This window comes from Pseudomonas sp. MDT2-39-1, assembly GCF_054898085.1.
The window spans coordinates 4,135,437-4,156,007 of record NZ_CM142716.1; the positions used below are offsets into that span (position 1 = coordinate 4,135,437).

At 57.8% G+C, this 20,571-nt stretch carries 18 protein-coding genes and 1 other RNA gene; 8 read left to right on the top strand and 11 right to left on the bottom strand.

Features of this window, described 5'->3' with window-relative positions; translation table 11 throughout:
- Positions 1-378 precede the first annotated feature (378 nt).
- The 8 genes from ssrA to ACYZTM_RS19370 all read right to left on the bottom strand — a co-directional run bounded on the left by ssrA (position 379) and on the right by ACYZTM_RS19370 (position 9,561).
- Positions 379-776: a transfer-messenger RNA gene (gene ssrA / locus ACYZTM_RS19335) on the bottom strand.
- A 95-nt stretch (positions 777-871) separates the two neighbouring features.
- A complete protein-coding gene (locus ACYZTM_RS19340) occupies positions 872-1,150 on the bottom strand; it encodes a hypothetical protein (RefSeq protein ID WP_461957163.1) in 279 nt (92 codons plus the stop codon).
- Between the two features lie 413 nt (positions 1,151-1,563).
- On the bottom strand, positions 1,564-1,839 hold the full coding sequence (locus tag ACYZTM_RS19345; RefSeq protein WP_461957164.1) for a hypothetical protein: 276 nt from the start codon (positions 1,837-1,839) through the stop codon (positions 1,564-1,566).
- Positions 1,840-1,957: 118 nt separating this feature from the next.
- A complete protein-coding gene (locus tag ACYZTM_RS19350) occupies positions 1,958-4,777 on the bottom strand; it encodes an FAD-binding and (Fe-S)-binding domain-containing protein (protein WP_461984115.1) in 2,820 nt (939 codons plus the stop codon).
- Positions 4,774-5,445 carry a LutC/YkgG family protein gene (locus ACYZTM_RS19355; RefSeq protein WP_461984117.1) on the bottom strand — a complete coding sequence of 224 codons (672 nt, stop codon included), beginning with the start codon at positions 5,443-5,445 and terminating at the stop codon, positions 4,774-4,776. Before ACYZTM_RS19355 ends, ACYZTM_RS19350 begins: the two co-directional genes overlap by 4 nt.
- Positions 5,445-6,899, bottom strand: coding sequence for a LutB/LldF family L-lactate oxidation iron-sulfur protein (locus ACYZTM_RS19360; RefSeq protein ID WP_461984119.1), 1,455 nt, complete (start codon positions 6,897-6,899; stop codon positions 5,445-5,447). The genes ACYZTM_RS19355 and ACYZTM_RS19360 overlap by 1 nt, the downstream gene beginning before the upstream one ends.
- Positions 6,896-7,720, bottom strand: coding sequence for a (Fe-S)-binding protein (locus ACYZTM_RS19365; protein WP_461984121.1), 825 nt, complete (start codon positions 7,718-7,720; stop codon positions 6,896-6,898). The genes ACYZTM_RS19360 and ACYZTM_RS19365 overlap by 4 nt, the downstream gene beginning before the upstream one ends.
- Positions 7,721-7,866: 146 nt before the next feature.
- On the bottom strand, positions 7,867-9,561 hold the full coding sequence (locus ACYZTM_RS19370) for a lactate permease LctP family transporter (protein WP_461984123.1): 1,695 nt from the start codon (positions 9,559-9,561) through the stop codon (positions 7,867-7,869).
- A gap of 261 nt (positions 9,562-9,822) precedes the next feature.
- Between ACYZTM_RS19370 and ACYZTM_RS19375 the strand changes: the two genes are divergently transcribed.
- On the top strand, positions 9,823-10,590 hold the full coding sequence (locus tag ACYZTM_RS19375; protein WP_131060798.1) for a GntR family transcriptional regulator: 768 nt from the start codon (positions 9,823-9,825) through the stop codon (positions 10,588-10,590).
- A gap of 131 nt (positions 10,591-10,721) precedes the next feature.
- Here ACYZTM_RS19375 and smpB read toward each other — a convergent pair whose 3' ends face one another.
- On the bottom strand, positions 10,722-11,204 hold the full coding sequence (smpB, locus tag ACYZTM_RS19380) for an SsrA-binding protein SmpB (RefSeq protein ID WP_131060797.1): 483 nt from the start codon (positions 11,202-11,204) through the stop codon (positions 10,722-10,724).
- Between the two features lie 118 nt (positions 11,205-11,322).
- Here smpB and ACYZTM_RS19385 point away from each other — a divergent pair, with 118 nt between their 5' ends.
- The 3 genes from ACYZTM_RS19385 to ACYZTM_RS19395 are packed head-to-tail and all read left to right on the top strand — an operon-like array spanning position 11,323 to position 13,475.
- Positions 11,323-12,726 carry a sodium-dependent transporter gene (locus tag ACYZTM_RS19385; protein ID WP_461984126.1) on the top strand — a complete coding sequence of 468 codons (1,404 nt, stop codon included), beginning with the start codon at positions 11,323-11,325 and terminating at the stop codon, positions 12,724-12,726.
- Between the two features lie 7 nt (positions 12,727-12,733).
- A complete protein-coding gene (locus ACYZTM_RS19390; protein WP_131060795.1) occupies positions 12,734-13,168 on the top strand; it encodes a type II toxin-antitoxin system RatA family toxin in 435 nt (144 codons plus the stop codon).
- Entirely contained in the window at positions 13,161-13,475 is a 315-nt protein-coding gene (locus ACYZTM_RS19395) for an RnfH family protein (protein ID WP_461984128.1), read from the top strand. Before ACYZTM_RS19390 ends, ACYZTM_RS19395 begins: the two co-directional genes overlap by 8 nt.
- Positions 13,476-13,536: 61 nt before the next feature.
- On the opposite strand, the gene ACYZTM_RS19400 is transcribed toward ACYZTM_RS19395, so the two are convergent.
- Positions 13,537-14,064, bottom strand: a complete 528-nt coding sequence (locus tag ACYZTM_RS19400; protein ID WP_010463534.1) for an outer membrane protein assembly factor BamE — start codon at positions 14,062-14,064, stop codon at positions 13,537-13,539.
- Between the two features lie 97 nt (positions 14,065-14,161).
- Here ACYZTM_RS19400 and fur point away from each other — a divergent pair, with 97 nt between their 5' ends.
- Positions 14,162-14,566, top strand: a complete 405-nt coding sequence (gene fur / locus ACYZTM_RS19405) for a ferric iron uptake transcriptional regulator (RefSeq protein ID WP_003197684.1) — start codon at positions 14,162-14,164, stop codon at positions 14,564-14,566.
- 75 nt (positions 14,567-14,641) lie between these two features.
- On the opposite strand, the gene recN is transcribed toward fur, so the two are convergent.
- On the bottom strand, positions 14,642-16,315 hold the full coding sequence (recN, locus tag ACYZTM_RS19410; protein ID WP_131060793.1) for a DNA repair protein RecN: 1,674 nt from the start codon (positions 16,313-16,315) through the stop codon (positions 14,642-14,644).
- A gap of 239 nt (positions 16,316-16,554) precedes the next feature.
- Here recN and grpE point away from each other — a divergent pair, with 239 nt between their 5' ends.
- The 3 genes from grpE to dnaJ all read left to right on the top strand — a co-directional run bounded on the left by grpE (position 16,555) and on the right by dnaJ (position 20,562).
- The gene (grpE, locus tag ACYZTM_RS19415) at positions 16,555-17,121 is read left to right on the top strand and encodes a nucleotide exchange factor GrpE (protein ID WP_131060792.1); all 567 of its coding nucleotides are present in this window, start codon (positions 16,555-16,557) and stop codon (positions 17,119-17,121) included.
- A 102-nt stretch (positions 17,122-17,223) separates the two neighbouring features.
- Positions 17,224-19,140, top strand: a complete 1,917-nt coding sequence (gene dnaK / locus ACYZTM_RS19420) for a molecular chaperone DnaK (protein WP_131060791.1) — start codon at positions 17,224-17,226, stop codon at positions 19,138-19,140.
- A 297-nt stretch (positions 19,141-19,437) separates the two neighbouring features.
- Complete coding sequence (gene dnaJ / locus ACYZTM_RS19425) at positions 19,438-20,562, top strand: molecular chaperone DnaJ (RefSeq protein WP_109627906.1); 1,125 nt, start codon at positions 19,438-19,440, stop codon at positions 20,560-20,562.
- Positions 20,563-20,571: the final 9 nt, after the last annotated feature.

Below are 20,571 nucleotides of genomic sequence, written 5' to 3' on the forward strand. Positions count from 1 at the left end.
GCGAGCGCCACAATCTTTACAAGGATAGGCATCTGTCAAGTGAAATGTCAACACGGTAGGCGATGCAACTTGGCTGAGCCAGTTTGTCTTCGAAATCAAGATAAAAGCCAGCTCCTCCCTAGTCCCTTCAAGATTATCTTTTGCCTTGGTTGTCTTTCGCTGGCGGTCGGATAGCAGTGGGCTTGAGCGGACATGAGAGCTACCTCAGGCAGCGCATGGCTATTCCAAATCAGCATCAGGGATGCTTGGCATACCATTTGGAATACCAAAACGAGCGGAACTCAAAATTCTTCTGCGGAAGCTTGGCGCTGAGACCCTTGAATGAACTGAGTTTCAGGCACAAAAAAAGACGTCCTTGGACGTCTTTTTTCGTTGAAGTGGTGGAGCCGGGGGGATTTGAACCCCCGTCCGCCAGTACTCCGCTGTCGGTACTACATGCGTAGCCGTTTCTATTAAGTTAACCCTCAGCGACCCGAAGGGCAGGGTGCTTTGGGCGAGTTGTGTAAGTTTTAGCCGCTTCGTCCACAACGTACTGCACGGCGATTCTGTTCTATATGACAATCACTTTGGGTTTACAGACATCCCCTGGTGATTGCTGGACCCGAAGGTACCAGAAGCTCAGGATCTAAAGCTGCTTACGCAGCGAGAGAGAATTCCTGGCCGTAGGTTTCGTCATTGGCAACTATAAGTAGTTGCAACAGTGGATTTACGAGTTCTGTTACCAACTCGGCATGCACCTAAAGTTTCGCGACCGGCGTCGAATCCTAAACGGCCCCGTGCCTGTTGCTCTGTGAATCATGGTGAGCAACAAGCCTGTGCAGTGTACGCCAACACGCGAGAGAAGGCCAACCCGAAGGTTGACTACCACAGATTATGGGGTGGGTTGGTTGCGCTGTTGGTCAGCGAGTGACGATGCCTGAGTGGCCTCGGTGACGCATTTTTTGTCGTCCCCGGAGGCTTTGGACGCTTCGGCGCTGGCCATCAATCTTTTGATCTCCATTGTGGCGTTGCTGGAGCTCGCTGGCAGTGAACTCACTTTGTTTTTGAGTTCCTGCAGCTTGCTCGTACAAAGGTCGTTGTCCGCAGCAAATACGGGGGAGGCCAACATTGCAGCAGAGATGAAAATACCAGCGAGTGCGGTACGTTTCATGGGTATCTCCTTGAACTGATGGTCTCGGTGCTGCCGTATGGGTGGGCGGCTCGGCCGAGGTCGGAAAGCAAGCCACAATTTATGGGGCGTACTTAAAAGACTGCGGCATTGCGCAAGAATTCGGTTTTTGCAAAAAAGGCTATTACAAAACTGCCTTATAGAAGTGATGGCAGTAAACAGGTGCGCCATTGTCTCTATTAGCTGGTGGGCTTTTCCAGGGCCTCGCTTCTGTGGGGCGCGTGGCTCCCGCTGATTCAGGCATGGTGTCGAGTTCTTTCCCAGCGATGCGGGCGGCTAACACATGACCTATCTCCAGATGCAACAAAACCCGCAATTGGCGAGTTTTGGTTTGTTCGTGTTGGGTGGCGCCAGAGGGGGTAGAAGGCCAACCCGAAGGTTGGCCTTTGCGGGGACTATTGTTTGCCACCGTCACTTAACTTCTGAAGTTCCTGCATGGTCTGGTTAGTCTCAGCGATGCAATCTTCAGTCCCTTTCTTGGTGCCCAATGCGTGATCGGCTTTGGCTTTCTTGACGGAGGCCGCCACCTGTTCAGTCATCTCCGGAGGAATCTGTGCCTTGGCATTTTCGATGGTTTTCAAGTTGACCGCACAGAGGTCTTCGGCGGCAAACGAGGTGGACGCCATCAGCGAGACAGTAACGAACAGACCTAACAGTACAGAACGTTTCATGTATATCTCCTTGAACTGAGGGTCCAGGCTTCGCTGGCCGTCAGGACGGGCTGCCGAGTTTGGGTAAAGCCCGGTTTGTCCGGGCTTATTCTGTGGACTACGGCAGCGCATCAGGGTTCTATTTTTCTTGCATGACCCTCGCCTGCGTTACCCGATCCACCAAGTAGACCAGTCCGTGGTAATCAATTCCGCCGTGTTGCGTCAGCCCGATCTCACAGGTGCGACTGGTCGAAATCCCTTCGCTGCATTGCTGCACCGCATCCTTGAGCGTCCTCAACGAGTGAGCGTTCAATTCCGGCGTGGTGAAGCCTTTGTCCCCGGCAAATCCGCAGCAGTGAATGCCCTCGGGAATGACCACGTTTTTGCTGCATTTGCGCGCCAGATCGATCAGTGCCTGGCTCTCGCCAAGGTGCTGGGTGCTGCAAGTGACATGCACCGCAATTGGCGCTTCCTGCGGTGTGAAATCCAGGCGATCCATCAAATGCGTACGGATGAATCGCACCGGGTCGTACAGGTCCAGTCGAACTTCGCCCAAATCCTGAACCAGCCGTAACGTACACGGACTGGTGTCGCAATAAATCGGATCGAGCCCGCCGCGACTGGCGTGTAAAAGCGCGCCAATCAATTCCTGACGCTTGTGTTCGGCCTGTTCGGCGTAACCCTTGGAGGCAAACGGCTGGCCACAGCAGAGGCTGTCCTGGTTGTCCGGAAAGACTACCTGGTAACCGGCCTTTTCCAGCAGCCCACGGGTTTTGTCGTACAGCGACATCTGCTCTTTATCCCCCGCCGCCGGGCCCATGACCCGCGAGACACACGCCGCTAGATACACCACGCGAGGGCGCTCGTCCGATACGACCGGGCTGAAGCGAATGGCTTTTTCCGGCTGGGGCATGGCGTTGGTCCATTGCGGGACCTGGCCTTTCGACAATTTAGTCAACGTCGCCGACAGCTTGGCCAGACGCGGCGCCCCGAGCAGCATTCGGGCGCCGTTGGACACATGCAGGGTGAAGCGCGCGCCTTGCAACGCGGTGGCGAAATTTCCTTCCAGCCAGTTGGCGGTTTTCGTATGCGTCGCTTTGCGGCTGCGGAGCTTTTTCACCAGCTCGCCGGTATTGATGCCTACAGGACAGCGTTGCGCACACAACCCTGTGGCGGCGCAGGTATCGATGCCCTGGTATTCGTAGGCGGCTTCAAGCTCGGAGGTGTCGACGCCTGCGCGTTTCTTCGCCTGGATATCCCGCCAGATCACGATGCGCTGGCGCGGGCTCAGGGTCAGGCCTTTCGACGGGCACACCGGTTCGCAGAAACCGCACTCGATGCACTTATCCACAATCTCGTCGGCGGCTGGCAGCGGTTTCAGGTGCTTGAGGTGGATCTGCGGATCTTCGCTGAGCACCACGTCCGGGTTGAGAATGCCATTGGGATCGAGCAGGCGTTTGAGCTGCCACATCAGCTGATAGGCATCGCTGCCCCATTCCAGCTCGACGAAGGGCGCCATGTTGCGTCCGGTGCCGTGTTCGGCCTTCAGTGAACCGCCGAACTCCACGGCCACCAACTGCGCCACGTCGTCCATGAACGCCTGGTAGCGTGCGACTTCTTCCGGGTTGTTGAAGCCTTGGGTGAAGACGAAGTGCAGATTGCCTTCCAGCGCGTGACCGAAAAGGATCGCTTCGTCGTAGTGATGTTTGTCGAACAGCTCGATCAGGCGGTTCACACCGATGGCCAGTTGTTCCACCGGAAAGGTCACGTCTTCGATGATCACCGTGGTGCCGGTTTTGCGCACCGCGCCGACGGCGGGGAAGGTGTCCTTGCGGATCGCCCAGAGCCGGGCGTTTTCTAGCGGGTCTTCGGTGAAGTCGACTTGTTTCTCCACCGGAAACGAGGTCAACGACGTCATGATCTGCGCAAGCTGTTCTTGTAGCAAAGTGGTCGATGCAGCGCGGGATTCAATGAGAAGCGCGCAGGCATTGTTCGACAGTTGCTGTACGAAAGCCGGCATGCCGGGTTTGTCCTGCACCGAACGCAGGCTGCGCCGGTCCAGCAGTTCCACGGCCGATACCGGTTGGCTTTTCAGCACGGTGACGGCGTTGCAGCAGGTTTCCACATCCGGGAACACGATCAGCGCCGAGGCCTTATTCGGGTGGTCGATCACGGTGTCGTAGGTCACCGCGCTGATGAAGCCGAGGGTGCCTTCGGAACCCACCAGCAAGTGGCTCAAGATATCCACAGGCTCGTCGAAATCCACCAGCGCATTGAGTGACAGGCCGGTGGTATTTTTCAGACGGTATTTGTGGCGGATTCTGGCAGCCAGTTCGGCATTGGCGCGGGTCTCGCGACCCAATGTCGCCAGACGCTCAAGCAGTGAGGCATGACTCTGGCGAAACGCCGCGACGCTCGCCGAATCCTCGGTATCGAGACGGCTGCCGTCGGCCAGCACCAGACGAATGCCGGCCAGCGTGTGATAGGTGTTCTGCGCCGTTCCGCAGCACATGCCGCTGGCGTTGTTGGCAACGATGCCGCCAATTTTGCAGGCGTTGATCGAGGCCGGGTCCGGACCGATCTTGCGTCCGAACGGCGCCAGCCAGGCGTTGGCCTGCGCGCCAATCACCCCCGGTTGCAGGCGGATTTGTGTGCCTTGGCCGCGAATCTCGCGACCGTTCCAGTTATCCCCAAGCACGATCAGCACCGAATCGCTGATGGCCTGGCCAGACAGGCTGGTGCCGGCCGCGCGGAAGGTCACCGGGACTTGATCCCGTTGCGCCAGTTTGAGCAGCGCGACCACTTCATCTTCGGACTCGACACGGATCACCAGTTTCGGAATCAGCCGATAGAAACTGGCGTCGGTGCCGAAGGCCAAAGTCGACAGCGGGTCGTCGAAACGTCGCTCTTGGGGAATCAGTTGCTGCGCATCTCGCAGGAAAGCCGCCGGTAGACTCATTGGTCCTCCAGGATCAAAACCACCAGGTCTTTCGGACCGTGCGCGCCATAGGCCAGGACTTGCTCGATGTCAGCGGTTTTCGACGGGCCGGACACCAGCAAGGCGTTGGTTGGCAGGCCTTGGGCCCACTCGAATTCCTGCTGCACCTGATAGAAGTTGTCGCGGATTTCACTGGCCTTGAGCAGGGCGAAATGCACCGGCGGTACCAGGCTCATAAGGCGCGGCTCTTCCCGCGTCGGCCAGAGAATCAGGCTCCCCGTGGCAGCGATTGCCCCGAGGGTAGTGGTCAGGCTGGCCGGGGTGTCGTTGAACAGCTCGGTTTTCCATTCTTCAACCGGGCGGTCGTAGGACTTGAGTGTTGGCAGACCAGGATTATTCGCCCAGTGCTGAGTGATTCGTTGACCGTGAGGTGTAGTCGGCGCGATCAACAGGCTCGGCAATTGACGATCCAGCAGTAATTGCGCGAGCAGCGCCGGCCAACCTTCGCCGGACGTCAGATGGATTTCGGTGTGCACCGCTTCCATCAGCTTTCGCAGTTGCGGGATGCGTTGCTCGGCGGTGTAGGTGTAAGGCGCCGTCACCAGTTCGACGTTGAACTCGTCAGGCACCGGTGTGGTGCCGGTCAGACTTTTCCGTAACTTGGCGAGGATGTTTTGCTTGGCGCTCATCAACGATCTCCCTGTTTGGCCAGATGCTCGCGGGCCATGTCGTGCAGTGAGCGGGCAGCGGGTTTCGGTGCGCTGTGGTTTTGCGTCCAGGGGCCAACATTATTTGGTGCCAGGGCGCGCAGCCGTGTGGCGAAAAAGCCGAACAGTCGATACAACGTCGGCGAACTGTTGAGCCTAGCCCAGGCGTTCCAGATAAAACGTTCTTTGCGCGAGTATTTGCTGCCCTGGCCGCGCATGACTTGATGCGGGCTGTCCGGCGCTTTGACGTTTTCTTCCCGTAGGCGACGCAGCAGTGCGGGGATAGGAATTTTTACCGGGCAGACTTCACCGCAAGCGCCACACAGCGACGACGCGCTCGGATGGTCCGGGACGTTCGCCAGGCTGACCATGTGCGGGGTGATGATTTTTCCGATAGGCCCGGGGTAAACCTCCCCATAGGCGTGGCCGCCGATTCTGGTGTAGACCGGGCAATGATTCATACAAGCCCCGCAGCGAATGCAGTTCAGGGTCTGGCGCAATTCGCTGTCGGCGAAGGCCTGGCTACGACCGTTATCGAGCAGGACCAGATGCACTTCCTGGGGGCCGTCGAGTTCATGTTCCTTGCGCGGGCCGGAGATCATGTTGACGTAGGTGGTGATCGGCTGGCCGAGGGCCGAGCGAGTCAGCAGTGACAACAGGGGCACCACGTCGCGCAGGTTTTCCACGACTTTTTCGATGCCGGTGACGGCGATGTGCACTGGCGGCACCGTGGTGGTCATGCGCCCGTTGCCTTCGTTTTCCACCAGCAGCAGGGTGCCGGTTTCGGCCACGGCGAAGTTGACGCCGGAGACGCCGATGTCCGCTTCGAAGAATTTCTGTCGCAAGACTTTGCGACCGATCTGAATGAGTTGGTCAACGTCCTTGGTGTACTCCACGCCAAGTTTGTCGTGGAACAAGGACGCGACCTGACCGGCATTCTTGTGGATCGCCGGCATAATAATGTGTGAAGGCTTCTCGTGGTCGAGCTGGACGATGTACTCGCCCATGTCCGATTCCAGGCATTCAATGCCCTGTTCAGCGAGGAAGTGATTCATCTCCATCTCTTCGCTGACCATCGATTTGCCCTTGATCACTTGCCGCCCCTCGTGAGCGCGGATGATCGAGAGGACGATGCCATTGGCCTCGTCCACCGTTTCCGCCCAGTGCACTGTCACACCGTTGCGGGTCAGGTTCTGTTCAAGCTGCTCGAGCAGATCGGGCAACTTGGATAACGCACGGGCGCGGACAGCGTTGCCCAGCGCTCGCAAATGTTCTCTTTCGTGGGCATCGCTGAAGGACGCTGCCCGTTTTGTCATCAGTGAATCCATCGCAGTGCGAAAGTTATTTCGCAGTTGCTTGTCACCCAACGCCTTATGAGCCCGGGTGCGAAAATCTTCTTCCACGGCAACCGTAGGAATAATCGCGGAAGCGTTCATAGAACACCTCCGGTTCGCTGCCAAAGGAAACTGGCCAGGTGTTGGCCGCGCAACGCTTCCCTCTGTTTCTCCAGCGAGCCGTTGATGTTCATCAGGCAACCGCAGTCGGCACTCAGTACCTTGTGCGCACCGGACTCCTTCAACGATCGGGTCTTGTCAGCCACCATCGCGCCGGAAATGTCTGGCATACGGACGCTGAAAGTCCCACCGAAGCCACAGCATTCACTTTCATGGCTATGGTCGACTCGCTCCACATTACTCAGCTGCGCCAATAACTCACGGCCGTGCAGGTGGGTGTTCATCTCACGACGTGCCGAACACGAGGTGTGCAGCGCCACTTTCACAGGTGTGCCGCTGTCCTTGAGCTGCACCTTGCAGACAAACAACAGGAACTCGGCCAACTCGTAGGTCCGGGCGGCCAGTGCCTGAACCTGTTTCAGCGTTTGCGGCTCATCCTTGAACAAGTCGGCATAGTGTTCGCGCAACATGCCGGCACACGATCCTGACGGCACCACCACTGGATAGTCCCCGGCAAACAGCGCCAGTTGCGAGCGCGCCACGGTCCTTGCCTGCTCGGTGTAACCCGAGGTGTAGGCCGGTTGCCCGCAGCAGCTTTGCCCTTGCGGGTACTCGACACGAATGCCTTCGCGTTCCAGCAGATGAATCGCATCCATCCCAGCTTCCGGGTAGAACAAATCCACCACGCAAGTTCCGAACAGGTAAACCCGTGGCGGCTTTATGCTGGGGTATTGCCGAGGCTCGGGCAGTGGCGGGGCGACACGGGTCGCGTTCGGCACAGCGTTGTAAAAAAGCTCGCTCATCAGGCGTGTCTCTCGGCCGGTTATCCGTCCGTTGAGGCTGCTGAATATAGAGAGGCAAGCTTTCAGCAGCCTTACAGACCGGGTGGTGAATAGCTGACGCCGGATTCGTGGTCCGGCGTCGGTTTTTTCGGCGTTGTCTGTAGTCCTTAGTGCACCAGCATCCCGGTGAGCCAATAGGCCTGGATGTAGGTGATCAGGCCAACGATCGTTGCAAAGAACAGGCTGTGCTTGAGGGTGAAGCGGAACAGATCCGATTCCTTGCCCACCAGCCCGGTCGCGGCACAGGCCACGGCGATCGATTGAGGCGAGATCATTTTGCCGGTGACGCCGCCGCTGGTGTTTGCCGCGACCAGCAAGGTGTCGCTGACACCGATCTGATGCGCAGTGGTCGCTTGCAATGAACCGAACAGCGCGTTGGACGATGTATCGGAACCGGTCAGGAATACGCCCAGCCAGCCAAGGAACGGCGAGAAGAACGGGAACGCTGCGCCGGTGCCTGCCAGCACCAGGGCCATGGTCGACGACATGCCCGAGAAGTTGGTGACGAAGGCAAACGCCAACACCATGCCGATGGACAGAATCGGCCAGCGCAGTTCGTAGAAGGTCTCTTTCAAAGTGGTCAGACCAATTCTGAAATTGATCTTCAGTACCAGCATCGAGATCAGCGCGGAGAAGAAGATCGCCGTGCCGGTCGCGGAAATCGGGTCGAGTTTGAACACCGCCGGAATAGCGGTCGGGGTGGCCACGATCGGTGCGACCTTGATCACCATTTGGTCCAGGTGCGGGATCGCGAAGTTGAACACCCAGCTGTACATCGACCCGCCAGCAGCAAACATTGCCTTGAAGGGTTTCAGGGTCCAGATAGTGACCAGTACGGTGAGGATCAGGAACGGTGACCAGGCTTTGAGGATTTCACCGAAGCTGTAGGGCGAAGCCACGGTGCTGCGCGGCTGACCGAAACCGCCGGCGCTGGCGCCGACCACGGAAGCCGAGACGGCGCCGACGATGTGTTGGCCCGCTGCGCGTTTCGGCTGCCATACCTTCAGGAACAGCGTCAGGGAAATCAGACTGGCCAAGGCCGAGGTGATGTCCGGCAGTTCCGGGCCGATGAAGTTCGAGGTGAAGTACTGGGTGACGGCAAAGCTCAAGCCGGCGACCAGTGCGGCCGGCCAGGTTTCCCGCACGCCGCGCAGGCCATCCATCATGAACACCAGCCAGAACGGCACGAACAACGACAGCAGCGGCAGTTGGCGACCGGTCATGGCGCCGATCTTGAACGCGTCGATGCCGGTCACTTGCCCGGCCACGATGATCGGAATCCCCAGGGCACCGAAAGCTACCGGCGCGGTGTTGGCGATCAGGCACAGACCGGCGGCGTACAGCGGGTTAAAGCCCAGCCCTACAAGCAGGGCGGCGGTAATCGCTACCGGCGCACCGAAACCGGCGGCACCTTCCAGGAATGCACCGAAGCAGAAACCGATCAGCAGAACCTGCAAACGCTGGTCGTCGGTGATTGACAACACCGAGCTTCGGATCACTTCGAACTGACCACTCTTGACCGTCAGTTTGTAGAGGAACACGGCGGCGACGATGATCCAGGCAATTGGCCAAAGACCATAGGCAAAGCCATAGCCTGCGGCGGCGAAGGCCATGTCGACCGGCATCTGGAAGGCAAAGATTGCTACTGCAATCGACAGCGCCAGCGTGATGCTGCCGGCCACATGTCCTTTGAGCCGGAACACGGCCAATGCCAGGAAGAAAAACACGATGGGGATAACGGCGGCGAGCGCGGAGAAGCCAAGGCTGCCGAGCGGGGTATAGAGCTGTTGCCAGGTTTGCATATGGGGTGGCCCCTAATTGTTGTTGGTCAGGCACTGGTCAGCGTATTGGGTAATTGGTAATACCAATTTACAATCGCTGTTGGCTAGGGTAAAAGCCTTGTAGGCGGCGTGTCAATTTGTCGCCCTAAAACTTTTGTCGAATAAGCGCTGTGGCGCGTGTTTGATCCGCTTTAACAAATGTCGTCTGGTAGGTGCTGGCAAAGCGCCGATAGGCCAGAATAGAGAGCCCGGCGAGCCGTCGGGACCGTGGAGAATTGAGTTATGGGGTTTGATCAGATTCGTCAGCGCCGTTTGTCTGACGATATTGTCGAGCAGCTCGAGGGGATGATCCTCGAAGGCACGTTGAAGTCTGGCGAGCGCTTGCCGGCCGAACGCGCGTTGGCCGAGCAGTTCGGCGTGTCACGCCCTTCGTTGCGCGAGGCAATCCAGAAACTGGCGGCGAAGGGCTTGCTGGTCAGTCGCCAGGGTGGCGGTAATTATGTGGTGGAGTCCCTGGGTTCTACTTTCAGCGATCCGCTGTTGCACCTGCTGGAAAGTAACCCCGAAGCCCAGCGCGATCTGCTGGAGTTTCGTCATACGCTGGAAGCGTCCTGTGCCTATTACGCGGCACTGCGCGCCACCGATGTCGATCGCGAGCGGCTGACCGCGGCCTTCAATGAATTGCAGGACTGCTATACGCGTCATGACGAAGTGAGCCGGGCGGAAGAGGGCGCGGCGGATGCAAAATTTCACCTGGCGATTGCCGAAGCCAGTCATAACGCCGTGTTGCTGCACACCATTCGTGGGCTGTTCGATCTGCTCAAGCGTAACGTGGTGACTAACATCGGCGGCATGTACAAACAGCGCACGGAAACCCGCGACATGCTGATCACGCAGCACCGGGAGTTGTACATGGCGATTATCGAGGGAAGGGCCGAGCAGGCGCGGGAAGTCTCCAGCCGACACATCTTGTATGTGCAGGAAGTGCTGGAAGAGGTGCGTCAGGAAGTGCAGCGCATGGCCCGGGCGGAGCGACGTAAGGGGATCTAGTCAGTCGGTTTTGTGGTGATTTGTGCTATCGCCATCGCGAGCAAGCTCGCTCCCACATTGGATTTGTGAACGACACAATACAAATGTGGGAGCGAGCTTGCTCGCGATGGGGGCCTCAGGCAAAAAGAGAATTACTCTTCCTTGCCCTTGTTGCGCACCGCACGCTGCAACTCACGACCGGCGTCGCGTTCGCGTTCGGTATCACGCTTGTCGTATTCCTTCTTGCCCTTGCCCAGAGCGATCTCGCACTTGACCATGTGCTTGCTCCAGTACCAGGACAGGCACACGCAGGCGTAACCTTTTTGCTGCACGGCGGCGGCGAGTTTTTCCAGCTCGCGGCGGTTGAGCAGCAATTTTCGGGTGCGGGTCGGGTCAGCGATGACGTGGGTGCTGGCAGTCATCAGCGGCGTAATGTGGCTGCCGAGCAGCCAGGCTTCGCCATCCTTGAGCAGCACGTAACTGTCAACCAGTTGCAGCTTGCTTGCCCGCAGACTTTTTACTTCCCAGCCGGCCAGGACCAGACCAGCCTCGAACCGATGTTCGATGAAGTAATCGTGTCGCGCCTTTTTATTCTGCGCGATGGTCCCTGTAGGGTGTTTCTTCTGTTTAGCCATAGGGGCGGCATTATAGGGAGTTGCACGCGAGTCGGCTACGGTATCGCTACGTGCTTGAGCAGGTTGATTGAATCCCGGACAATGCGCCCTCTTTTTTGAACGCTTGGGCGTGATAACGATGTCGACAGACAAGGTTTCTGTCCACGGCAGTTGGGCTAGCCGCTGGGTCTTCATACTCGCCGCGACCGGTTCGGCCGTGGGCCTGGGTAGTATCTGGAAATTCCCCTACATGGTCGGCGTCTACGGCGGCGGCGCCTTCGTGCTGATGTTCCTGGCCTGTATCGCGTTGATCGGTGTGCCGGTCATGCTGGCCGAAACCCTGATCGGCCGCCGCGCACGGCAGAGCCCGGCCAACGCCTTGAAGGTCCTGGCGGTGGAGGCGGGGCATTCGGGCAAGTGGTCCTGGGGTGCATTCGCCGGGATGATCACGGCGTTGCTGATACTGTCTTTCTATAGTGTGGTCGGCGGCTGGTCGCTGGATTACATCATCGACATGGGTCGTGGCGACTTCCAGGGTGCAACGCCTGATCAGGTTGGCGCGTACTTTGGCAATGTGATCGCCGATCCATGGCGCCTGACACTTTGGCACACGATTTTCATGCTGCTGTCTGCCGTCGTCATCGCTAAAGGCGTGGTTGCCGGGCTTGAACGCAGCCTGCGGATCATGATGCCACTGCTCTTCGTGATGATTCTGGTGCTGCTGGGTTACAGCATGACCACCGGCCATTTCATGGAAGGCGTGCATTTTATGTTCGACTTCCACCCGGAAAAAGTCCTCGACGGCTTGTTACCAGCCATGGGGCACGCCTTTTTCTCCCTGAGTGTGGGCGTTGGGTCGATCATGATTTACGGCGCTTACATGCCCAAGCATTCGTCGATCTCCGGCACCGTGGTCGGCGTGGCGCTGCTCGACACCTTCGTTTCGTTGGTGGCCGGTCTAGCATTGTTTCCGATTGTGTTCGCTGCGGGCCTGAACCCGAGCGAAGGCCCGGGCCTGATGTTCGTCAGCCTGCCATTTGCCTTCGGCAACGTAGCGTTCGGCCAGTTGATGGGCGTAGTGTTCTTCGTGCTGGTCGCGGTGGCTGCCTGGAGCTCGGCGATTTCCCTGCTTGAGCCGATGGTGGCTTACCTGGTTGAGCGCACAAAAGTCAGTCGCGCCTGGGTGACTTTCTGGCTGGCGTTTATCTGCTGGTTCGTGGGGCTGGGTACGGTGTTTTCCTTCAATATCTGGAAGGAAGCCAAATTTTTCGTGAGCGAAGACGGGCTGTTCCATCTCTATCAATGGGGTGCGGTCGGTGGCCTGGATTTCTTTGGCGTGATCGATTTCTTCACTTCGCGGATCATGTTGCCACTCGGTGGTTTGTGTTTCGTGGTGTTTGCGGGCTGGGTGATGGGGCGTGAAGCGGTACGCGACGAATTGTCGATCCGCAACCCTGCGTTGTTCGCCCTGTCCTTGTTCTTGATGCGCTATGTGGCGCCCCTCGGCATTCTCGTAGTGTTTGCCGCACAGCTGTGGAAGTGACGCTGACATGACGACACACATTCAACGTTCGGCTCTGCTGCCATACCCGGCGCGAGCGCTTTATGACCTGGTCAACGACGTGGCGCGATACCCGGAATTTCTGCCGTGGTGTTCGATCGCCGAAGTGCTGGAAAGCACGCCTGAGCATATGCGCGCTAGCGTAGGCGTGGCCAAAGGCGGTCTCAGCCAGCATTTCGTAACGCGAAACACGCTGGTGCCCGGGCAATCGATTGAGATGAACCTTGAAGAAGGCCCGTTCAATCAGTTGCATGGCGTCTGGACGTTCAAGTCGTTGGGCGAAAAGGCCTGCAAGATCAGTCTCGATCTGTCGTTCGATTACGCCGGGCCGATTGTCCGCGCGACCTTGGGGCCGTTGTTCAATCAGGCTGCGAATACGCTGGTGGACGCGTTTTGCCAGCGCGCCAAGCAAATGCATGGTTGAGTCGATGGTTGATGTCGAGGTAGTGTACGCCGCTGTCGATCGTCAGGTGCTTCTCTCGGTGACGGTGCCGGCAGGAACGACCGTGCGGGCGGCTTTGCTGAAGTCGGGCGTCGGCGAGGCCTTTGCGGAGCTGGATCTGGCCCATTGCCCGGTTGGGATCTTTGGTAAAGTGATCACTGACCCGGACATTCGTCCTGTTCAGGCGGGTGATCGCATCGAGATATACCGGCGATTGTTGGCGGATCCGAAAGAAGTTCGTCGGCTGCGTGCCGCCAAGGCTGCCGAGGCTAAAGCCCGGAATCAGTAAGTCGCCCAAACGCCAGACAATAAAAAACCCGGACATGCCGGGTTTTTTATTGCGTCGCAAATTATTGCGGCGAGGTTTCCAGAGGTTCTGGCGTCGGGACCGGAACGGTTTCTACACCGTCTACGTCCTTCTGGATCTGGTCCAGCAACGAACCTGGCTTGACCGGTTTTTCCGGTTTTGGCTTCTCGGCGTTTTCTGCTGGTGCAGTGACTGTTGTGCCACTGTCCTTGCCGAGAATGGCTTCGTCGCGGCTCACGCCTGGCATGAAATCACCAGAGAGGCTGACAAGTTGATCATTTGGGTTGAAGATAACGCTAATGCGTTCCTGTTGGCGTTCACCGCCACCCGGTTGCAGGCTGTACAGATAATCCCAGCGATCGGCATGGAACGTGTCGGTCAGCAGGGGGTTGCCCATGATAAACCGTACTTGCTTTCGGGTCATTCCCGGGCGTAACTGGTTTATCATGTCCTGCGTGACGACATTGCCCTGCTGGATGTCGATTTTGTAAACCCCGGGGAATGAACAACCGGCGAGTGCGAGCAGTCCCACAAAGGTGAAACTGGTTAGCAAGAGCTTGGTGTTTTGCATCGGTGGGCGACTTCCACTATCTTGGCTGGGACAACGTAAACGCCGATCATACCCGCATTAAGAGAAGCTGCGAAGCAGCATCGCGAGAAAGCTGACCATGGTTGAAAATAGCGAACTACGCAAAGCCGGCCTCAAAGTGACCCTTCCACGGGTCAAAATTCTGCAAATGCTCGATTCCGCCGAGCAACGCCACATGAGTGCCGAGGATGTTTACAAGGCGCTGATGGAGGCTGGTGAGGACGTCGGTCTGGCCACGGTTTACCGTGTACTGACTCAGTTCGAGGCAGCTGGCCTTGTGGTGCGGCACAACTTCGACGGAGGCCATGCGGTCTTCGAGCTGGATGACGGCAAGCATCACGACCATATGGTCAACGTCGAAACCAGCGAAGTGATCGAATTCTTCGACGAAGAAATCGAGCGTCTGCAGAAAGCCATCGTCGACAAGTACGGCTTCGAGATGGTTGATCACAATCTGGTGCTGTACGTGCGCAAGAAAAAGTAAGCATGTCGCGCGAATTTCACATTCGCGAAACGAGCGAAGGCGACCCCAGGGTCGCCTTCGTGCTGTCTGCCGTTCTTAAATTTTTGCGGTAACGACCATTTTTTTCGCGTGAGCCAGTGATTCCTTGGTCAGGTCGATGCCACCCAGCATCCGCGCCACTTCTTCGACTCGATCATTCTTGCTCAACTTGGAAACAGCGGTGTGGGTCGCCTCTTCACCGCGGACCTTGTGGACAAATAGATGTTGATGACCCTGCGCAGCGACTTGCGGCAAGTGAGTCACCGTCAGAACCTGCCCGCGCTCCCCGAGCCGACGTAACAATTGGCCCACGATCTCGGCGGTTGGGCCGCCGATGCCCACGTCCACTTCATCGAATACCAGCGTCGGTACGCGCGAGGTCTGCGCGGTAATCACCTGTATAGCCAGGCTGATTCGTGACAGCTCACCCCCCGAGGCCACTTTGGCCAAGGCTTTTAATGGTTGCCCAGGGTTGGCGCTTACGAGCAGCTCGACCTGCTCAAGCCCATTGGGCAGCAGTTCATCGCTGCTGTTGGGGCGTAATTCGATAGTGAAGCGTCCGCCGGGCATGCCCAGCCGCTGGATTTCCTGCTCCACGGCGCTAGCCAGGCTGCTCGACGCCTGATGGCGTAAATCGCTCAGTTCACGAGCCTTTTCCTGATAATGACGGGCATAGGAGGCCAATTCATCGCTCAGGCGCTCGATGGATTCGTCGTTGGCATTCAGGGTCTCGATTTCATCGAGCAACTTCTGCTGCATCTCCGCCACTTCGGTCGGCTGGATGCGGTGTTTGCGCGCCATGGTGTAGATCGCATCAAGGCGTTCCTCCAGGTACTGAAGACGCGCCGGATCGGCATCGAAGTTATCAAGGAAGCGGTTCAGTTCCCCCACGGCTTCTTCGACCTGGATCTGGGCGCTGGTCAGCAGGCTGCTGGCTTCACCCAGCGCACCTATCGAGTTATTGACACTCGAAAGACGGTTAAGGCTGGCGGTCAGGGCGTTCAGGACATTCCCTGAATCACTTTCGCTGCATTGCTCGACCACCTGCCGGCAAATGCCCAGCAGGGTTTCGGCGTTGGTGAGGTTCTTGTGTTCCTGTTCCAGCTGTTCCAGCTCGTTTTCGCCGAGGCCGAGATTTTCCAGCTCTTCGAGTTGATAGCTGAGCAATTGATGACGAGCGCGCTGCTCGTCGCCGGAATTGGAGAGTCGCTCCAGTTCCTGGCGAGTCTGGCGCCAGCGCTGGGCGGCCAGTTGCACCTGGCGGGCAAGGTCGGTGGCGCCGGCGTATTCGTCGAGCAGGCGGCGGTGAGTGTCGGTCTTCAGCAGGGATTGGTGTTCGTGCTGGCTGTGGATATCGATCAGCAATTCACCGAGGGCTTTGAGATCGCCGAGAGGGCAGGGCGTGCCGTTGATATATCCGCGCGAGCGTCCTTCCGCGGTGATCACCCGGCGCAGGATGCACGGGCCATCGCTCTCCAGGTCGCGCTCCGCCAGCCAGGCGCTGGCTTCAGGGATGTCGATCAGGTCGAAGGTCGCCAGGATATCGGCCTTGTCGGCGCCGGGGCGAACCACACCGCTGTCGGCGCGATCGCCCAGGGTCAGGCCGAGGGCGTCGAGCATGATCGACTTGCCGGCGCCGGTTTCCCCGGTTATCACGCTCATCCCGCGATCGAGCTCGAGATCGAGATGTTCAACGATGGCGTAGTTATGTACGGACAGGTGCACCAGCATAAAGGCCGCTCCCAGGCTTTAGGTCTGGTTATTTATACAGTGTTTTATTTGCGGCTGACAATGCCCCTGCTTAGCTCGATTTACTCGGTCTGACGAAATGCTTGGTCCATCGAGTATCGCAATGCAGTGTTTTTTGTAGGGTTAATCGCAACCCGCCCCTTGAAGCTGATTTTTGCGGCCCCATATACCGGGACAGAAGCGCGAGTTGAGCTCGCGGACGTTATTGAAAGGAGAATTCTATGGCTGACGAACAGACAGTGGATACGCAAAATCTAGACGCCGATCAGGCTGCCCAGGATTCGGGTAATGAACTGGCGGCTCGTGTTCAAGTGCTCGAAGAGCAATTGGCTGGCGCTCATGATCAGGCTTTGCGTGTAGCAGCTGATCTGCAGAACGTCCGCCGTCGCGCCGAGCAGGATGTAGAAAAAGCTCACAAATTCGCCCTGGAAAAATTTGCTGGCGATTTGTTGCCGATCATCGACAGCCTGGAGCGTGGTCTGGAGTTGTCCAACCCGGATGATGAAAGCATCCGCCCAATGCGCGAAGGCATCGAGCTGACCCTGAAAATGTTCCAGGACACCCTGAAGCGTTATCAGCTGGAAGCGATCGATCCGCATGGCGAACCGTTCAACGCCGTTCAGCATCAGGCAATGGCCATGCAGGAAAGCGCCGACGTCGAGCCAAACAGCGTGCTCAAGGTGTTCCAGAAGGGCTATCAGCTCAACGGTCGTCTGCTGCGCCCGGCCATGGTCGTGGTCAGTAAGGCCCCTGCGCCGGTTTCGCCTTCGATTGACGAGCAGGCTTGAAATTGGCCGCAAGGCCCCCATTTATAAGTCAAGCGTTTAAGTGCTACCGCAGTTAGCCACCACTGCTGCGGCAACCAAATCCAAAGTTTCGGGAGAGTGAATATGGGCAAGATTATCGGTATCGACCTGGGGACTACCAACTCCTGTGTCTCCGTGATGGAAAACGGCGTAGCCAAAGTTATTGAAAACGCCGAAGGCACGCGTACCACGCCGTCGATCATCGCTTACGCCAACGATGGTGAGATCCTCGTTGGTCAATCGGCCAAGCGTCAGGCAGTGACCAATCCGCACAACACCCTGTATGCGGTGAAGCGTTTGATCGGTCGTAAGTTCGACGAAGAAGTCGTACAGAAAGACATCAAGATGGTCCCGTACAAAATCGCCAAGGCTGATAACGGTGACGCTTGGGTTGAAGTGAACGGCCAGAAAATGTCGCCGCCACAAATCTCGGCTGAAATTCTGAAGAAAATGAAGAAGACCGCCGAAGACTACCTCGGCGAGCCAGTGACCGAAGCTGTGATCACCGTTCCGGCCTACTTCAACGACAGTCAGCGTCAAGCGACCAAAGACGCCGGTCGTATTGCTGGTCTGGACGTAAAACGTATCATCAACGAACCAACCGCAGCTGCTCTGGCTTACGGTATGGACAAGGCGAAAGGCGATCACACCGTGATCGTTTATGACTTGGGCGGCGGTACTTTCGACGTTTCCGTGATCGAAATCGCTGAAGTCGATGGTGAGCACCAGTTCGAAGTGTTGGCCACTAACGGCGACACGTTCCTGGGCGGTGAAGACTTTGACATTCGTCTGATCGACTACCTCGTCGACGAATTCAAGAAAGAAAGCGGCATGAACCTTAAGGGTGATCCGCTGGCCATGCAGCGCCTGAAAGAAGCCGCTGAAAAAGCCAAGATCGAACTGTCTTCGAGCAATTCGACCGACGTGAACCTGCCGTACATCACTGCAGACGCCACCGGTCCTAAGCACTTGAACGTGAAAATCTCCCGCGCCAAGCTCGAAGCGCTGGTAGAGGACCTGGTTCAACGCACCATCGAACCTTGCCGCATCGCTCTGAAAGACTCCGGCATCGACATTGGCGCAATCAATGACGTGATCCTGGTCGGCGGTCAGACCCGTATGCCACTGGTTCAGAAGCTGGTGACCGAATTCTTCGGTAAAGAAGCACGTAAAGACGTGAACCCGGACGAAGCCGTTGCCATGGGTGCTGCTATCCAGGGCGCCGTATTGGCTGGTGACGTGAAAGACGTTCTGCTGCTCGACGTCAGCCCGCTGACTTTGGGTATCGAAACCATGGGTGGCGTGATGACCGCGCTGATCGAGAAAAACACCACGATTCCTACCAAGAAATCGCAAGTGTTCTCGACTGCCGACGACAACCAGGGCGCTGTGACCATTCACGTGCTGCAAGGTGAACGTAAGCAGGCCGCTCAGAACAAGTCCTTGGGCAAGTTCGACCTGGCCGAGATTCCACCAGCACCACGTGGCGTGCCACAAATTGAAGTGACCTTCGACATCGACGCCAACGGCATTCTGCACGTAGGCGCCAAAGACAAGGCTACCGGCAAGACTCAGTCGATCGTGATCAAGGCCAACTCCGGTCTGTCCGAGGAAGAGATTCAGCAGATGATTCGCGATGCTGAAGCCAACGTCGACGCAGATCGCCAGTTCGAAGAGCTGGCCGCTGCCCGTAACCAGGGCGATGCGCTGGTTCACTCGACGCGCAAAATGGTCGCTGACGCTGGCGACAAAGTGACCGCTGAAGAGAAGACTGCAATCGAAGCCGCAGTAGTTGCCCTGGAAGCCGCCGTCAAAGGCGACGACAAGGCTGCAATCGACGCCAAGGTTGAAGAGCTGTCGAAAGTCTCCGCTCCAGTGGCGCAGAAGATGTATGCCGAACAGGCTCAGCCAGCTGAAGGCGCTGCACCGCATGACGAAAAAGCTGAAAAGGCTGACGACGTTGTCGACGCTGAGTTTGAAGAAGTCAAAGACCACAAGTAAGTTGTTGGTCGCCCGGTTGACTGCCTTCAGGCGGTGACTGGTAGGATGTCGCCGCGCGGGAGCTTGCTCCCGCGTTGGCGTGTCTGGAGTTAGCGAATTTTTACAGCATGCGACAACGCTCGGGTGCTGATGGTATGGCCGGGAATGCTCCTGCTTTTCGAGCCGAAAGTACCGCATTGAATCAAAGACCAGGATCGTTGAATTGACGTGAGTTGGGTCCGGGCCTGTATTGGGGCTCAACGAGTTTGGCGAGGCTCAGGAGAGGTTTGCCGAACGTCCTTAAGAGTGCAAAGACTTATGGCAAAGCGTGACTATTACGAAGTATTGGGTGTTGAGCGCGGCTCAAGCGAAGCGGACCTGAAAAAGGCCTACCGTCGCCTGGCGATGAAGCACCACCCGGACCGTAATCCCGATGACAAAGCGTCGGAAGAGATGTTCAAAGAGGCCAACGAGGCCTACGAAGTGCTGTCCGACTCCAGCAAGCGCGCGGCGTACGACCAGTACGGTCATGCCGGCGTCGACCCTAGCATGGGTGGCGGCGGTGCCGGATTTGGCGGTCAGAACTTCTCCGACATCTTTGGTGATGTCTTCAGTGACTTCTTCGGTGGCGGTCGCGGCGGTTCCCGTGGCGGCGCTCAGCGTGGCAGCGACTTGCGTTACACCCTTGAGCTGAACCTGGAAGAAGCGGTGCGCGGCACGACCGTGAATATCCGCGTTCCGACACTGGTCAACTGCAAACCGTGCGACGGCTCGGGTGCCAAGAAAGGCTCCTCGCCAGTGACCTGCCCGACGTGCGGCGGTATTGGCCAGGTGCGCATGCAGCAGGGCTTCTTCTCGGTGCAGCAGACCTGCCCGCGCTGCCATGGCCAAGGCAAGATCATTTCCGACCCGTGCAACTCCTGCAATGGCGAAGGCCGTGTCGAAGAGTACAAGACCCTCTCGGTGAAAGTGCCGGCCGGTGTTGATACCGGTGATCGCATTCGTCTGTCCGGCGAAGGCGAGGCGGGTGCGCAGGGCGGTCCGACGGGCGACCTGTACGTGGTCATCAATGTGCGTGAACACGCGATCTTCCAGCGCGACGGCAAGCACCTGTTCTGCGAAGTGCCAATCAGCTTTGTTGATGCGGCGCTGGGCGGCGAACTGGAGATTCCGACCCTGGATGGTCGAGTCAAACTGAAAATCCCTGAAGGGACTCAGACCGGCAAGCAGTTCCGTGTTCGCGGCAAGGGCGTTGCGCCCGTGCGTGGCGGTGGTGCCGGTGACTTGATGTGCCGTGTGGCGGTCGAAACCCCGGTTAATCTGGGTCGTCGTCAGCGCGAATTGCTGGAAGAGTTCCGCAGTTCGCTGGCGGACGACAACAGCCATTCGCCGAAAACCACCGGTTGGTTCGAAGGCGTGAAGCGCTTCTTCGGCGATTTGTAAGGAGACAGG

Excerpts from the sequence above, each read along its gene's own strand:
- ACYZTM_RS19340 (WP_461957163.1), bottom strand. The coding sequence starts at position 1,150 with ATGAAACGTACCGCACTCGCTGGTATTTTCATCTCTGCTGCAATGTTG.
- ACYZTM_RS19345 (WP_461957164.1), bottom strand. The coding sequence starts at position 1,839 with ATGAAACGTTCTGTACTGTTAGGTCTGTTCGTTACTGTCTCGCTGATG.
- ACYZTM_RS19350 (WP_461984115.1), bottom strand. The coding sequence starts at position 4,777 with ATGAGTCTACCGGCGGCTTTCCTGCGAGATGCGCAGCAACTGATTCCC.
- ACYZTM_RS19355 (WP_461984117.1), bottom strand. The coding sequence starts at position 5,445 with ATGAGCGCCAAGCAAAACATCCTCGCCAAGTTACGGAAAAGTCTGACC.
- ACYZTM_RS19360 (WP_461984119.1), bottom strand. The coding sequence starts at position 6,899 with ATGAACGCTTCCGCGATTATTCCTACGGTTGCCGTGGAAGAAGATTTT.
- ACYZTM_RS19365 (WP_461984121.1), bottom strand. The coding sequence starts at position 7,720 with ATGAGCGAGCTTTTTTACAACGCTGTGCCGAACGCGACCCGTGTCGCC.
- ACYZTM_RS19370 (WP_461984123.1), bottom strand. The coding sequence starts at position 9,561 with ATGCAAACCTGGCAACAGCTCTATACCCCGCTCGGCAGCCTTGGCTTC.
- ACYZTM_RS19375 (WP_131060798.1), top strand. The coding sequence starts at position 9,823 with ATGGGGTTTGATCAGATTCGTCAGCGCCGTTTGTCTGACGATATTGTC.
- smpB (WP_131060797.1), bottom strand. The coding sequence starts at position 11,204 with ATGGCTAAACAGAAGAAACACCCTACAGGGACCATCGCGCAGAATAAA.
- ACYZTM_RS19385 (WP_461984126.1), top strand. The coding sequence starts at position 11,323 with ATGTCGACAGACAAGGTTTCTGTCCACGGCAGTTGGGCTAGCCGCTGG.
- ACYZTM_RS19390 (WP_131060795.1), top strand. The coding sequence starts at position 12,734 with ATGACGACACACATTCAACGTTCGGCTCTGCTGCCATACCCGGCGCGA.
- ACYZTM_RS19395 (WP_461984128.1), top strand. The coding sequence starts at position 13,161 with ATGGTTGAGTCGATGGTTGATGTCGAGGTAGTGTACGCCGCTGTCGAT.
- ACYZTM_RS19400 (WP_010463534.1), bottom strand. The coding sequence starts at position 14,064 with ATGCAAAACACCAAGCTCTTGCTAACCAGTTTCACCTTTGTGGGACTG.
- fur (WP_003197684.1), top strand. The coding sequence starts at position 14,162 with ATGGTTGAAAATAGCGAACTACGCAAAGCCGGCCTCAAAGTGACCCTT.
- recN (WP_131060793.1), bottom strand. The coding sequence starts at position 16,315 with ATGCTGGTGCACCTGTCCGTACATAACTACGCCATCGTTGAACATCTC.
- grpE (WP_131060792.1), top strand. The coding sequence starts at position 16,555 with ATGGCTGACGAACAGACAGTGGATACGCAAAATCTAGACGCCGATCAG.
- dnaK (WP_131060791.1), top strand. The coding sequence starts at position 17,224 with ATGGGCAAGATTATCGGTATCGACCTGGGGACTACCAACTCCTGTGTC.
- dnaJ (WP_109627906.1), top strand. The coding sequence starts at position 19,438 with ATGGCAAAGCGTGACTATTACGAAGTATTGGGTGTTGAGCGCGGCTCA.